The 14,351-nt window shown below is 60.7% G+C and carries 15 protein-coding genes; all 15 read left to right on the top strand.

What is annotated here, in order from left to right; translation table 11 throughout:
• The first annotated feature begins 118 nt into the window (after positions 1–118).
• The 15 genes from ACR0KJ_RS04860 (at position 119) to ACR0KJ_RS04930 (ending at position 14,239) form a co-directional block, all read left to right on the top strand.
• Positions 119–1,249 (top strand): bifunctional 2-C-methyl-D-erythritol 4-phosphate cytidylyltransferase/2-C-methyl-D-erythritol 2,4-cyclodiphosphate synthase, encoded by a 1,131-nt coding sequence (locus ACR0KJ_RS04860; RefSeq protein ID WP_480626074.1) that lies wholly within the window; start codon positions 119–121, stop codon positions 1,247–1,249.
• A complete protein-coding gene (locus tag ACR0KJ_RS04865; RefSeq protein WP_170518984.1) occupies positions 1,246–1,743 on the top strand; it encodes a phosphatidylglycerophosphatase A family protein in 498 nt (165 codons plus the stop codon). The genes ACR0KJ_RS04860 and ACR0KJ_RS04865 overlap by 4 nt, the downstream gene beginning before the upstream one ends.
• Positions 1,740–2,207, top strand: coding sequence for a CinA family protein (locus ACR0KJ_RS04870; RefSeq protein WP_480626075.1), 468 nt, complete (start codon positions 1,740–1,742; stop codon positions 2,205–2,207). Before ACR0KJ_RS04865 ends, ACR0KJ_RS04870 begins: the two co-directional genes overlap by 4 nt.
• 207 nt (positions 2,208–2,414) lie before the next feature.
• Entirely contained in the window at positions 2,415–3,596 is a 1,182-nt protein-coding gene (locus tag ACR0KJ_RS04875) for an ammonium transporter (protein WP_170518991.1), read from the top strand.
• Positions 3,597–3,734: 138 nt separating this feature from the next.
• Complete coding sequence (locus ACR0KJ_RS04880; protein WP_480626076.1) at positions 3,735–4,412, top strand: orotate phosphoribosyltransferase; 678 nt, start codon at positions 3,735–3,737, stop codon at positions 4,410–4,412.
• A 201-nt stretch (positions 4,413–4,613) separates the two neighbouring features.
• A complete protein-coding gene (locus ACR0KJ_RS04885; protein WP_170450230.1) occupies positions 4,614–6,104 on the top strand; it encodes a replicative DNA helicase in 1,491 nt (496 codons plus the stop codon).
• A gap of 117 nt (positions 6,105–6,221) precedes the next feature.
• On the top strand, positions 6,222–7,292 hold the full coding sequence (locus ACR0KJ_RS04890; protein ID WP_480626077.1) for a Hint domain-containing protein: 1,071 nt from the start codon (positions 6,222–6,224) through the stop codon (positions 7,290–7,292).
• A gap of 225 nt (positions 7,293–7,517) precedes the next feature.
• Positions 7,518–8,552, top strand: a complete 1,035-nt coding sequence (alr, locus tag ACR0KJ_RS04895; protein WP_480626078.1) for an alanine racemase — start codon at positions 7,518–7,520, stop codon at positions 8,550–8,552.
• The gene (locus ACR0KJ_RS04900; RefSeq protein ID WP_480626079.1) at positions 8,549–9,331 is read left to right on the top strand and encodes an MlaE family ABC transporter permease; all 783 of its coding nucleotides are present in this window, start codon (positions 8,549–8,551) and stop codon (positions 9,329–9,331) included. The genes alr and ACR0KJ_RS04900 overlap by 4 nt, the downstream gene beginning before the upstream one ends.
• Positions 9,328–10,074: an ABC transporter ATP-binding protein gene (locus ACR0KJ_RS04905; protein WP_480626080.1), complete on the top strand. Its 747-nt coding sequence runs from the start codon at positions 9,328–9,330 to the stop codon at positions 10,072–10,074. Before ACR0KJ_RS04900 ends, ACR0KJ_RS04905 begins: the two co-directional genes overlap by 4 nt.
• A gap of 24 nt (positions 10,075–10,098) precedes the next feature.
• Complete coding sequence (locus tag ACR0KJ_RS04910; protein ID WP_480626081.1) at positions 10,099–10,743, top strand: hypothetical protein; 645 nt, start codon at positions 10,099–10,101, stop codon at positions 10,741–10,743.
• Entirely contained in the window at positions 10,740–11,192 is a 453-nt protein-coding gene (locus ACR0KJ_RS04915) for a paraquat-inducible protein A (protein WP_480626082.1), read from the top strand. The genes ACR0KJ_RS04910 and ACR0KJ_RS04915 overlap by 4 nt, the downstream gene beginning before the upstream one ends.
• A 151-nt stretch (positions 11,193–11,343) precedes the next feature.
• Positions 11,344–12,123, top strand: a complete 780-nt coding sequence (locus ACR0KJ_RS04920) for a kinetochore Spc7 family protein (RefSeq protein ID WP_480626083.1) — start codon at positions 11,344–11,346, stop codon at positions 12,121–12,123.
• A 120-nt stretch (positions 12,124–12,243) separates the two neighbouring features.
• Positions 12,244–13,608, top strand: coding sequence for a DNA repair protein RadA (gene radA / locus ACR0KJ_RS04925; protein ID WP_480626084.1), 1,365 nt, complete (start codon positions 12,244–12,246; stop codon positions 13,606–13,608).
• A gap of 40 nt (positions 13,609–13,648) precedes the next feature.
• Positions 13,649–14,239 (top strand): CvpA family protein, encoded by a 591-nt coding sequence (locus ACR0KJ_RS04930; protein WP_480626085.1) that lies wholly within the window; start codon positions 13,649–13,651, stop codon positions 14,237–14,239.
• Positions 14,240–14,351 lie beyond the last annotated feature (112 nt).

Below are 14,351 nucleotides of genomic sequence, written 5' to 3' on the forward strand. Positions count from 1 at the left end.
GGTCACAAGCCTGCAAAATCATCACTTGCCTATTTTTTAATCACGTTAACGCGGGTGATTGCCTCTGCATTCACCGCCCCCTAAACAATGGCGAGAACCACGGAAGGCCGAGCCCCAAATGACAACCGCCGCCATCATCGTCGCCGCCGGACGCGGAACCCGCGCCGGAGGGGGTGCGCCGAAGCAATGGCGCACGCTGGGCGATCGCACAGTGGCAGACTGGACCATCGCCAGGTTTCGCGGTCAGGTCGATCAGATCGTTCTGGTGCTTTCGCCCGACGACGACGCGGCGTGGGCGGCATATCGAACCAGTGGCCTGACCCTGACCGCAGGCGGCAATGACCGGTCCGAATCCGTGCGCAGCGGGTTGGCGGCGTTGGCGGACCAAGGCGTCACCCGCGTTCTGATCCACGATGTCGCCCGCCCCTGCGTGGCGGAAAACACTATTCGAAACGTGTTGGAGGCTCTGACCTCGGCCAAGGCCGCTGCACCGGGTCTGGCGGTCACGGACGCGCTTTGGACCGGGGCGGATGGTTCGGTTACTGGCACGCAGGACCGCACGGGCCTGTTTGCGGCGCAAACCCCGCAGGGGTTTGATTACGAGGCGATCACCGAAGCACATGCCGCCCATCCCGGCGGCGCAGCGGATGATGTCGAGGTCGCGCGCGCCGCAGGGCTGGACGTGACCATCGTGCCGGGCGACCCGGATAATATCAAAATCACACGACCCGAGGATTTTGCCCGGGCAGAACGCATATTGGGGCTGGATATGGATGTAAGGCTGGGCAACGGCTATGACGTGCACCGCTTTGGCGAGGGGGATCACGTAATCCTGTGCGGCGTGAAAATCCCGCATGAGCGTGGGTTGCAGGGCCATTCGGATGCGGATGTGGGCATGCACGCGGTGACGGATGCGATCTATGGCGCACTGGCGCAGGGCGACATCGGGCAGCATTTTCCGCCATCTGACCCGCAGTGGAAGGGGGCCGACAGCGAGATCTTTCTGCGCCACGCCGTCGAACTGGCCGGGCAAATGGGCTATCGCATCTCGAACGCCGATTGCACGCTGGTCTGCGAATACCCCAAGATCGGACCCCATGCGCAGGCGATGCGGGAAGAGATGTCCAGAATCATGGGTTTGCAGGTCGGTCAGGTCTCGGTCAAGGCCACCACATCCGAGCGTCTGGGCTTTACCGGGCGCAGTGAGGGCATCGCCGCTTTGGCCACCGCCTGTCTGGTGAAGGCATGAACGCCGCGCGCCTGATCGGAACCGTCTGTGGCGTGGGCCACCTGCGTCCGGCTCCGGGGACCTGGGGATCGCTGGCCGCCCTGCCCCTGGCCTGGCTGTTGCACACATTGGGTGGCTTTCCGCTGCTGGCCATTGCCACCGTTGCGACCTTTATCGCAGGCGTGTGGGCAACGCGCGTGATGACCGCTGGTCAGGACGATCACGACCCGTCGGAAATCGTGATTGATGAGGTCGCGGGCCAGTTCATCGCGCTCTGGGCCGTGTCCTATCCGGCCTGGGCGCACGGGATTGAGATCACGGCGCTCTGGCCCGGTTGGATTGCGGGTTTCCTGCTGTTCAGGTTGTTCGACATCACCAAACCCGGACCCGTCGGCTGGGCCGACCGGCGCAATGACGCGATGGGCGTGATGCTAGACGATGTGATCGCCGGGGTGTTCGCTGCGATTGGCGTCGCGGTTCTGGCCGGTATCGCACATGGGGTTCTGGGGCTGTGACCGCCGCCGCCCTGCTTGATCTGGCAAAGGCACGCGGCGTCATGATCGCCACGGCCGAAAGCTGCACCGGAGGTATGGTGGCCGCCGCCCTGACCGATATTCCCGGCAGTTCCGCCGTGGTCGAACGCGGGTTTGTGACCTACACCAACCAAGCCAAGCAGGACTTGCTGGGTGTGCGCCCTGACACTCTGGACGCCTACGGCGCGGTGTCCGAAGAGGTCGCCCGCGAAATGGCCGAAGGCGCGCTGCGCAACTCGCAGGCGCAATTGGCCGTATCGGTCACCGGCATCGCAGGCCCCGGCGGATCCGAGTTCAAGCCCGAGGGGCGCGTGTGCTTTGGGATGGCCGGTGACGGGCTGGAAACCTGCACCGAAACCGTCGAATTCGGTGCTTTGGGACGGGACCATGTGCGCAAGGCGGCGCGGGATCATGCGCTGGCCCTGCTGCATCAGGCCCTTTCCTAAACCGCCCGTTTTTCAGGCATTCGCCTGGTACTGATGCAAAAACTGTCATCAGTTGAACAAAAGACGCCAAATTAGGCGCATATTTCCACCCCTGCCTCTTTTTTCCTCACCTCGCCTCCGCTTCAACGCCCCGCACAATCACTCACACGGCTCCGACCTGCCCAGATGGGCGTCCCGGAGCATCCGCAGGGAAAAGGAGACCGGCCCATGAACGGAGCCGACACAGCCTGGATCATCGTTGCAACCGCACTGGTCCTGTTCATGACACTACCGGGGCTTGCCCTGTTCTATGGCGGCCTTGTGCGCGCCCGCAACGTGCTGAGCGTTTTCATGCACTGTTTCAGCATCGCCTGCCTGATGAGCGTCCTTTGGCTGGTCGCAGGGTATTCCATCGCCTTCGGCCCCGGCGAAAGCGGGCTGTGGGGCGGTTTGGGTAAAGCGTTCCTGAACGGCGTCGATGTGGACAGCCTTGCAGGCACCCTGCCCGAGATTCTGTTCTTCGCCTTTCAGATGACCTTTGCCATCATCACCCCCGCGCTGATCGTCGGCGCTTATGTGGAACGCGTGGGCTTTGGCTTTGTCCTGACTTTCTCGGCGCTGTGGATGTTGCTGTGCTATGCGCCGGTGGTGCACTGGATCTGGGGCGGCGGGATGCTGGCCGATGGTGGAATTCTGGGTGAGATCGGCGTGCGCGACTTTGCGGGCGGCATCGTTGTCCACGAAACCGCCGGTCTGGCCGCGCTGATCATCGCTGTCATCCTCGGACCGCGTCGCAACCGCACGACACCGCCGCACAATCCGGGCTTTGTTATGGTCGGTGCCGCGATGCTGTGGGTCGGCTGGTTCGGCTTCAACGGCGGTTCGCAACTGGCCGCTGACGGAGGGGCCGCGATGGCCATGACCGTCACACATCTGTCCGCCGCCACCGCCTCGCTAACTTGGGCGCTGTGGGAGAAAATCCGCTTTGGCAAAGCCTCGATGGTCGGTCTGGTGACTGGCACCATCGCGGGTCTGGCCTCGATCACGCCGGCCTCGGGCTTTGTCGGCCCGGTTCAGGCGCTGATCATCGGCGCTGTGGCAGGCATCCTGTGCCAGGAGGCGGTGTTCGTGATCCGCAACAAGCTGAATATCGACGACACGCTGGACGTGTTCGCGGTGCATGGGGTGGGCGGCATCTTTGGCACCCTGATGATTGCACTGTTCGGTCTGGGCACCTGGACCGCGCAACTGGGCGGGCTGGTGATCGTGGGTGTCTTTACGTCAGTTGTCACGATTGTACTGGTCAAGGTGGTTGCACTGATCACCCCACTTCGCGTAGACGCCGAGACCGAAACAAACGGGCTCGATCTGTCGGTACACGGCGAGCGGGCCTATGACATGAGCAGCTAAGCCCACCTTGGCATGCTCTGCCCGTAAGGGCCTAAGCGGACCTCTTGGGGGTCCGCTTTTCTTTTTTCACCCCCTCGACTCCGGCCAAAGGGTCAGGCTATCAGCCCGCAACGCGTTTTCAGCCCAGAGGTTTGCACCATGATCCCCAGCTCATTCCCCGATAGCACCGAAATCGCCCGCCTGACCGCGCGCATGCTGCTGGAGATCAAGGCCGTGCATTTCAACTCGCGCGAGCCGTTCACGCTGGCCTCTGGCCTGCCCAGCCCGACCTATATCGACTGCCGCAAGCTGATCTCATACCCCCGCATCCGCTCTACCCTGATGGATTTCCTGACCGTCACCGTGATGCGCGAGGCTGGCTTCGAGGCGTTCGACAATATCGCAGGCGGCGAGACGGCGGGCATCCCCTTTGCCGCAATGGTGGCCGAGCGCATGGCGCTGCCGATGACCTATGTACGGAAGAAACCCAAAGGCTACGGTCGCAACGCCCGGATCGAAGGCGCGATGAGCGAGGGTGAGCGTGTACTGCTGGTCGAGGATCTGACCACCGATGGCGGCAGCAAGCTGTCTTTTGTCGATGCGATCCGCGAAACCGGCGCGACCTGCGGGCATACGGCGGTGATCTTCTACTATGGCATCTTCCCCGAGACCGAAAAGACGCTGGGTGATCACGGTGTTCAGTTGCACAGCCTCTGCACCTGGTGGGATGTTCTGGCCGAGGCCAAGGCGCAAAAGGCCTTTGACGAAGAGACCCTTAGCGGCGTCGAAGCCTTCCTGAACGACCCGCGCGGCTGGCAGGAAGCGAACAAAAGCTGACGTCGCGAAATCTGTTTTCTGAACGGAAACAGTGGCAGGTCGGCGGACTTAATCCGCACAATATGTTGACGTCCGGCCCCCTCATGCTTCAAGATGATGGGGCCCGGAGATATTCACAGCATATCCCCAGAAAACATACAATTTGCCCCGACTCGCAGGGCTAAGCTATGGACCTTGTCCCAAGGGACGGTGAGAGCAGCAATGAACGAGATCAGCAGTATCGAGCAGGCAGCGGCACAGATTCAGAACGCCGAAACCATGCCGCATTCCATTGAGGCCGAACAGCAGCTTCTGGGTGCAATCCTGACCAACAATGACCTCTATGACCGGGTCGCCTCGATCATTGGGGCCGAGCATTTCTATGATCCGGTCCATGCCCGCATCTATGAGGTCGCCGCCAACCGCATCGCCAAGAATGCGCTGGCCTCGCCCGTGACGCTGAAATCCTTCATGGCCGAAGATGAAGGCCTGAAGGAACTGGGCGGCCCGGCCTATCTGGTCAAGCTGGCGGGCGCGTCGATCAGTGCCTTTGCGGTGCATGACTATGCTCAGATGATCTATGATCTTGCCATCCGGCGCGAGTTGATCCGGCTTGGCCGGGACATCTCGGACAAGGCGGCGCGGGTTGATGTGTCCAGCGAGCCGAAAGAACAGATCGTCGAGGCCGAGCAACAGCTTTATCAGCTATCCGAGCAGGGCCAGACCGAACAGGGGTTTCAATCCTTCCTCAAGGCGGTCACAGAAGCCGTCAACGTCACCAACGAGGCTTACCAGCGCGGTGGCGGCATGGCGGGGATTTCCACCGGTCTGGCCGATCTCGACAAGCAGCTTGGGGGCCTGCACCCATCCGACCTGATCATTCTGGCGGGGCGTCCGTCGATGGGAAAAACCTCATTGGCGACCAACGTGGCGTTCAACGTGGCCAAAGCCTACAAACGCGGGCTGAAACCCGATGGCACCGAGGGCGCGATTGATGGCGGTGTGGTCGGGTTCTTCTCACTCGAAATGAGCGCCGAGCAGCTAGCAGGCCGGGTTCTGGCCGAGGCATCCGAAATCTCAAGCCACAAGATACGTCAGGGCGACATGACCGAGGCCGAGTTCCGCCGTTTCGTGGACGCGGCCAAGGAACTGGAAGCCTGCCCGCTGTTCATCGACGACACCCCTGCCCTGCCCATCTCTCAGCTTGCCGCCCGCGCACGGCGGTTAAAGCGGACCCACGGGCTGGACCTGCTGGTGATCGATTATCTGCAACTGTGCCGAGGCATGGCCGACAACCGCGTCAACGAAATTGCCGAGATTTCGATGGGCATGAAAGCCATCGCCAAAGAGTTGAACATCCCGGTGATCGCCCTGTCCCAGCTATCGCGTCAGGTCGAAAACCGCGATGACAAACGTCCGCAGCTGTCTGACCTTCGGGAATCAGGCTCGATCGAACAGGACGCCGACGTGGTGATGTTTGTGTTCCGCGAGGAATATTACAAGGAACGCGAAAAGCCCGGCGATCACGAGTTGGAGAAGATGGAAGAGTGGAAGCAGGCCATGGAACGCCTGCACGGCAAGGCCGAGGTTATCGTCGGCAAGCAGCGCCACGGCCCCATCGGCACGGTCGAGTTGTCGTTCGAGGCGCAGTTCACGCGCTTTGGCAATCTGGTCAAACCCTGGCAACAGGGCGGCGAGATCGAAGGGTACTGACCCAAGCTGGTGCCGGGCACCCCTGCCCCACGGGGAGAATGCCGTTGCCTCTCACCTGTACGGCAGGCTGGGTATGGGGCTAGATAGAGGCCATGCTCTGAAAAGGACGCGCGGAATTTGCCAGCCATCATCTCGGAAATTCGCTACCGTAACGGTCCGGGCTTCAACAACCCGGATGACGACTTCATCGAAATCCGGGTGCCCACGGGCCAGAGTGTCTCGGGCCTGACGGTCGAGGTGTATAACCCCAACGGCACAGTGCGCAGCACAACGTCGGTCAATAGCGGCACCATGACCACCGTCGGCGGGTTCGACTACTACGTTTTGAACGCGCGCATCAATCGCTTTGGCGCGGTATCCCTCGATGACAATGGCACCGTTCTGGGGTTCGTGTCATTCGACGGCGACGTCACGGCCACCGAAGGGGCCGCCGATGGTCTGACCGCAAACCGCATTGGCAACGACAGCGATCCGGACCTGACGGATTCAACGCAGTCGGTCACGTCGACCGATGGCATCAATTACGTCGTCAACGACAACCCCAGCCCGGGCGCGCCCTGTTTTGCGACCGGCACTCTGATCCAGACCGACAGCGGGCAGATTGCCGTCGAAGACCTGAAACCCAGCGACTTGGTCCTGACCGCAACCGAGGCGTATCTGCCTCTGCGGCTGAATCTCTCCCGCGCTCTGCGACAGTCCGAGTTGATCTCGCAACCCGAGTTGCGCCCGATCCGTATCGTGGCCGGAGCCTTGGGCCAGAGTTTGCCGGGGCGCGATCTGCTTGTTTCGCGTCAACATCGTATGCTGGTGCAGTCGCCGATTGCCGGGCGGATGTTTGGAACGCAGGACGTGCTGATCTCGGCAATCCGGCTGACAGACCTGCCCGGTATTTTCATCGACAACAGCATCACTCAGGTCACCTATCACCACCTGGTGTTTGATTGCCATGTTGTCCTGTTCGCCGAAGGCGCGCCCAGCGAAAGCCTGTTCACCGGCCCGCAGGCCGTGTTTGCCGTCACGCCAGAGGCGCGGACTGAATTGCTGGCCTTGTTCCCCGCGCTGAACGCTGCTGAGGCACAAACCGGCAAGCCTGCCTGTTTCATTCCCAGCGGTAAGCAGCAGCGCAAACTGGTGGCGCGGCATCTGAGTAACGAAAAACCGCTGCTGTCGCCGCCTGCGCAGGGATAGGCTTGACCCCAAGCGGGTCAACGATAATTGGCTTCAGCCGCGTTTGACGCCAGATGTCACATAATCCAAACCCCTTTCAAACAATGGTGTTTTTGCAGAAGATTACGCTCGACAGCCGCGCGGACCGTTTGTACTCAGCCAGATGCTGCCTATGTCGCAGCGTATCTTGTCGGGAAAAGCCCGATACCCCCTTGACCTGCCACGACGCAATGGCATGAACGACGCATGAGTACAGCACGACTAACAATCAATCTTCAGGCCGTTGCCAGCAACTGGCGGGCGCTGGATGCAAAGACCAATGTTGAAACCGGCGCCGTGGTCAAAGCCGACGCCTATGGGCTGGGGGCCGGACCCGTCAGCGGCGCGCTGGCCGAGGAAGGCGTGCGCAAGTTCTTCGTCGCCGTCGCCGAGGAAGGCGTTGCCGTACGCGAGGCCGTTGGCCCGGGACCGATGGTTGCCGTGTTTTCCGGCCATATGGAGGGTGACACCGATCTGCTGCGCAATCACGATCTGACGCCGCTGATCAACTCGGCCGAGCAATTCCAGCGCCATATGCAGGCCTTGCCCGATCATCCCTTTGGCATCCAGCTTGACAGCGGCATGAACCGTCTGGGGCTGGAACCCGTCGACTGGGCCGAGCTGCGTCCCAAGGCCGAGGCGCTGAACCCGTTGGTCGTGATGTCCCACCTCGCCTGTTCGGACGAGCCCGATCACCCGATGAACCAGCAGCAGTTGAAAACCTTCCGCGAGATGACCGACGGTGTCACCGCGCCGCGCTCGCTTGCGGCGACGGGCGGGACATTGCTGGGCCCCGAGTTCCATTTCGACTTCTGCCGTCCGGGCGTCGGCCTGTATGGTGGCATGCCCTTTGCCGGGGCCAAGCCGGTGGTCACGGTTGATCTGCCGGTCATTCAGGTCCGCGCCGTGGAAGTCGGAGAATCCGTAGGCTATGGCAACAGCTGGACTGCCCGGCGTCCATCGCGCATCGCCACAGTGGCGGCGGGATATGCGGACGGTCTGCACCGCGCGATTGGCGGCGGCATCGATACGTTTTCGGGCGATCAGCCCTGCCCGGTCGTGGGCCGTATCTCGATGGATCTGATCACCGTCGATGTCACCGACCTGCCGCAGGACCCCGAACGCCTGCGCATCCTGAACGGCCACCAGACCGTGGATGATCTGGCCGAGGCCGCTGGGACGATCGGTTATGAAATTCTGACGTCACTGGGCCGCAGGTACTCGCGGGGTTACGTGGAATGAACCCCATTCTGATGCTTGGCGGATTGGGCCGCGCGGTCCTGAACATGCTGGCTGCGTTCGGACGCGTCGCATTGTTTGCGCTGGACGCGGTGTCGCATATCTTTCGACCGCCCTTCTACCCGCGCGAATTCGCCATGGCATTGCTGAATATCGGCTGGCTGTCCCTGCCCGTCGTCGGCCTGACCGCAATCTTCACCGGCGGCGCGCTGGCCCTGCAGATCTATTCCGGCGGCGCGCGTTTCAATGCCGAGGCCGTGGTCCCCCAGATCGTCGCCATCGGCATGGTGCGCGAGCTGGGCCCCGTACTGGTCGGCCTGATGATCGCCGCGCGCGTGACTTCCTCCATCGCCGCAGAAATCGCGACCATGAAAGTGACCGAGCAGATTGACGCTCTGGTCACCCTTTCCACCCATCCGATGAAATACCTGACCGCCCCGCGCGTGCTGGCGGCGGTGATCACCGTTCCTCTTTTGGTCGCGGTGGGCGATGTGATCGGCATCATGGGAGGCTACACGGTCGCCACCCAAAACCTGGGCTTCAACCCAGCGACCTATCTGAAAAACACGGTGGATTTCCTTGAGACGCGCGACATCGTCTCATCGCTGGTCAAGGGGGCCGCCTTCGGCATGATCGCAGCCGTTATGGGCTGCTACTACGGCATGAGCTCGGGTCGCGGCGCGCAAGGTGTTGGCCGCGCCACCAAAGGCTCGGTCGAGGCCGCCGCCGTGCTGATCCTGGCCGCCAACTTCGTTCTGACAGGGGTGTTCTTCTCGCTATGATCCGGATGGAGAACGTACATAAAACCTTTGACGACAACCATGTGTTGCAGGGGATGAACCTTGAGATCCCCAAGGGCACTTCGATGGTCATCATCGGCGGCTCGGGTACTGGCAAATCGGTGGCGCTGAAATGCATTCTGGGCCTGATCAAGCCCGACAGCGGCATGATCTATGTGGACGGAAAAGACGCCACCAAGGGCGACCGGGATGCCTTTCTGGCCCGGTTCGGCATGCTGTTTCAGGGCGCGGCGCTGTTTGACTCACTACCCGTCTGGCAGAACGTCGCCTTCCGCCTACTGCGCGGCCCGCTGAAACGCCCACCCGAATACGCCCGCGAAATCGCCATCGAGAAACTGCGCCGCGTTGGCCTGAAATCCAACGTCGCCGACCGTTTTCCGTCGGAACTGTCCGGCGGCATGCAGAAACGCGTCGGCCTCGCCCGCGCCATCGCCGCCGAGCCCGAGATCATCTTTTTCGACGAGCCCACCACGGGGTTGGACCCGATCATGTCCGGCGTCATCAACGACCTGATCCGGGAAATCGTGACCGAAATGGGCGCAACGGCCATGACCATCACCCACGACATGAGTTCCGTCCGCGCGATTGCCGACAACGTAGCGATGCTGCATGACGGGGTGATCCAGTGGACCGGGCCTGTGGGTCAGATGGACGCCTCGGGCGATCCGTACCTGGAGCAGTTCATCAGCGGGAGTGCAGAAGGGCCGATTGAGGCGGTGCGGTGAAGTATTTGATTTAGGAGACTGGCGATGACTTCTAGCATTTTTCACGAAATTAGACTTAGAGTTAGTGGTGGAGCATACAACTCACCAGATAGGAGCCGGGCGTCTGTTGACGCATTGTTGGTCTTGACAGAAGCGGCGGAAAAAGAACTACCAAAAAAATTTGTGGAGGTTCTCAAAAATTTAGATGAAAGATACTCGCTGCCAGGAACCAATGCAGAAGTTGAATTCCTACGTCTAGAGCAAATTTTGGAAGCCCACAATTTCGTTGTTGAAGCAGATGATAGGCCAGATTCGAGTGTCGAACTTCTGCCAACTTTTTCGCTGGAATCCAGCGACAAAGAAAGAGTAATCAAGCTTTGCTCTGACATGAGAAAGATCGTTCTTTCAACTACTGATTTTGACCAACCACACAAAGTACGACTTGCAAACAGAATCGCATCTATGGAAGCGGAAGTTCACAAAAAACTTGGTCTCTTTGATGTCATTCTGGGAGGCGCAAGTGATGTTGGTGAGACACTGGGAAAGTTCGGGAAAGACATCAAACCTCTAACTGACCGAATGAACGAAATTCTCAAGATTACCAGAAGATCCACCAAAGAATATGAACAACTTCCTATGCCAGAGGAAGTAAGACGCCTCCCGGCACCAGAAAAAGACAATGAGGAATGACCCTCCGCCTCGCCACCCTCTCGCTCCTGATCCTCTACCCCATCGCGTGGTTCGCCCCGCTGATGCGCGCAGGCCTCCTGCCGATCTTCGGCCTCAGTGAAATCAGCGTCATCACCGGCCTTCAATCCCTCTGGAAATCCGACGTCTTCCTCGCGCTGGTCGTCACCTTCTTCGCCCTCGTGGCGCCTTACATCAAAACCATCGGCACCGCTCTGATCCAATGGGACCTGATGGACGCCCGCGTACAACCCGCGCTCAATATCCTCGGTAAGCTCGCCATGGCCGACATCTTCCTGATCGCGCTCTATATTACGCTGGCCAAAGGCATCTCTTACGCCACCATCGAAACAGCATGGGGCCTGTACCTGTTCACCGCCTCCATTCTGGCCTCGCTTGCGCTGGGTTATATTACCGAGATGACATCCAGTTCACGAAATCCTCAGACCTAATTGATTGAAAACATTAATCTGAGTATCATTTTAATATTCGAGCAGCAAAGTTTTTTGTCGTTTACGGGTCCGCAGCGGATCACCTTGCGTGTTTGATCTTTCCCTCCGCTTCGGCCCGGTGTGTACCGGTTTGAAAAGGAGAAGGACTATCATGGCCGCGCTCCATAACATTACATTGCAATTTCAGAATGCCTTTTTAAGACTGACTTTTTTCCTGATTTGCGCCGCAGCGCTTGGCGCAGTTGTCGCTACATCGCTGTCCGCGCTCGGCGTCTGGCCGTGGTTGTCGATGCAGGCCGGATTTGTCGGCGGCACCATCGATGCGGGGGTCTATATCCAGATCGGGCTGACCTGCCTGATTCTCATGCTGGCCTTCTACCTGCCCTCAAACGCGCGGATGATGGCGCTTGAAAACGCGCACCGGAAATTCTCGCTGAACATGCAGGACATCGCCTATGCCTATCAGGTGGCCCATGCCGCAGACCGAAGTGGGGCGTTTGCGCTGGCCTCGGAATTCGACGCGGTGAAGGAACGGATGGCCTTTCTGCGGGATCACCCCGACCTTCAAGCGCTGGAACCTGAAGTTCTGGAAACGGCGGCCCAGATGAGCCAGGTCAGTCAGGAACTGGCCGAAACCTACGGCGAGGATCGTGTCAGACGCGCCCGCACCTTCCTGCAACAGCGGCAGGAAGAGGTTGAGTTGTTTCAGAAGCGGATCGAGGATGCGCAGACCATCCTGCACGAGCTCAGCCAATGGACCCGCGATATCGAGATCGAGGAATCCATCGCCAAATCCCAACTCGGCCGCCTGCGGGACGAGTTGTTCGAGTTGCTGCCGGAACTTTCCGCCCAATTACAATCCCCCCCTGATGACAGCGATCCAAGCGCGTCCAGCGTCATCGCAATGTCCCCCCCTCGGGCGGCGGAATAGGCGCGTCAGCGCCCGCTGCGGGGGATGGCCCGTCGGGCCTGAGCCCGCAGCGTGCCATCGGCGGGGATGAAAGTCCGCAAGGGCTTGAAGAACCGCCCATCCTCGGGCACCAAAGGCCACATGGCAAAGACGACTTCCTTCTCCTGCTCGGCCTGTGGTGCCACGCATACAAGATGGTCCGGCCGCTGCGACGCCTGCGGCGAATGGAACACAATCACCCAGGACGTGCCGCTTTCGGCGGGTCCGGCCAAGAAATCCCTCGGCGGCAAGCGGGGCACGTCCATCGCACTCACGGACTTGTCGACCGAGGAGACACCGCCACCCCGTACACTCAGCGGGGTGGACGAGTTGGACCGCGTGTTGGGCGGCGGGCTCGTCCCCGCCTCTGCTCTATTGGTCGGCGGAGATCCCGGCATCGGCAAGTCCACCCTTCTGCTGCAGGCCGCCGCACGGTTCGCGCGCGCGGGCGTCAAAACCATCTATGTCTCAGGCGAAGAAGCCAGCGCACAAGTCCGCATGCGCGCCCGCCGTTTGGGGCTGGAAGATGCGCCCGTCCGACTGGCGGCCGAGACCAACCTGCGCGACATCCTCACAACGCTTGAGGCCGAGAAACCGGGCCTCGCCATCATCGACTCGATTCAGACGATGTGGGCCGACAATGTGGACAGCGCGCCGGGCTCGGTGTCACAAGTCCGGGCTGCCGCGCATGAATTGACCACGTTTGCGAAACGACATGGCGTATCGATCATCATGGTCGGTCACGTTACCAAAGAAGGTCAGATCGCTGGCCCTCGAGTCGTGGAACACATGGTTGATACGGTTCTCTATTTCGAGGGCGAGCGCGGCCACCAGTTCCGCATCCTGCGCGCGGTCAAGAACCGCTTTGGCCCCGCTGATGAGATCGGCGTCTTCGAGATGACCGGAAAAGGGCTGGCGCAGGTTACAAACCCGTCGGCCCTGTTCCTGTCGGAACGCGGCACGCCCAGCCCCGGTTCCGCCGTGTTTGCAGGCATTGAAGGCACCCGCCCCGTTCTGGTGGAATTGCAGGCGCTTGTAGCCCCCTCGCCCCATTCGCAGGCGCGCCGCACGGTTGTGGGCTGGGACAGCGGGCGTCTGGCGATGATCCTTGCCGTGCTCGAGGCGCGATGCGGCGTTCCGTTCACTGGCCTGGACGTCTATCTGAATGTCGCCGGAGGCCTGAAAATCGGCGAACCCGCCGCCGATCTGGCCGTTGCCGCCGCGTTGCTGAGTGCGCGCGAAGACACTGCCCTGCCCGCAGACACGGTGGTTTTCGGAGAAATCTCTCTATCCGGGGCACTTAGACCGGCCCCGCAGACCGAAAACAGGTTGAAAGAAGCCCAAAAACTTGGTTTCACGTCGGCTATCGCTCCGGCAGGCGGCAAAACCGGTACTGTGGCAGGTCTGACACTCACCCGGCCCTCTGATTTGGTTGGGTTTGTTGGCGAAACCTTCGGAGCAGGTTAAAGTCGCGCCGCGAGGGGCAGAAAAAGAACAGGCGAGGGCCATGGAAGGTTTTACAATAATTGACGGGGTTGTGGCCCTGATCATCGTGCTGTCAGGTCTGCTGGCCTATTCGCGCGGTTTCATGCGCGAGGTTCTGGCCATCGCAGGCTGGGTCGCGGCGGCAGTCCTTGCATTCATCTTTGCGCCGCAGGCCGTGCCGTTGGTCAAAGAAATCCCCGTTGTCGGAGACTTCCTGCGCGACAGTTGCGAATTGTCGGTGATCACAGGGTTCGCTGCCGTTTTCGCCATCGCCCTGATCGTGGTCAGCATCTTCACACCGCTGTTCTCGTCACTGGTGCAGCGTTCCGCTCTGGGCGGGTTGGATCAGGCGCTTGGCTTCTTCTTCGGCGTCGCGCGCGGCATCCTGCTGGTTGCCATCGCCTTCTTTGTCTACGACACGGTCATGACCGGCCAGTCCTATACAATCGTGGACGAAAGCCGCTCGGCCAAGGTATTCGAACAGTTCAGTTCGCAGATCGAAGAGCAGAACCCCGAAGCGGCCCTGGGCTGGGTCACCGCGCAGTATGAAGAGCTGGTGGCAAGCTGCACCTCGAACGGTTCGGCCCCTGCTACTGAAAGCACCGGCAACTGATTGCTGCTTTACCAGTCTACGGAAAGCCCGGCACTGCCCGGGCTTTTTTGTGTCAAGCTAAACGAACCCCTCTCCACCGCATACGGTGCATCGGATTGTCTTCAGCCCGAAA

This window comes from Ruegeria sp. AD6 (assembly GCF_056542325.1).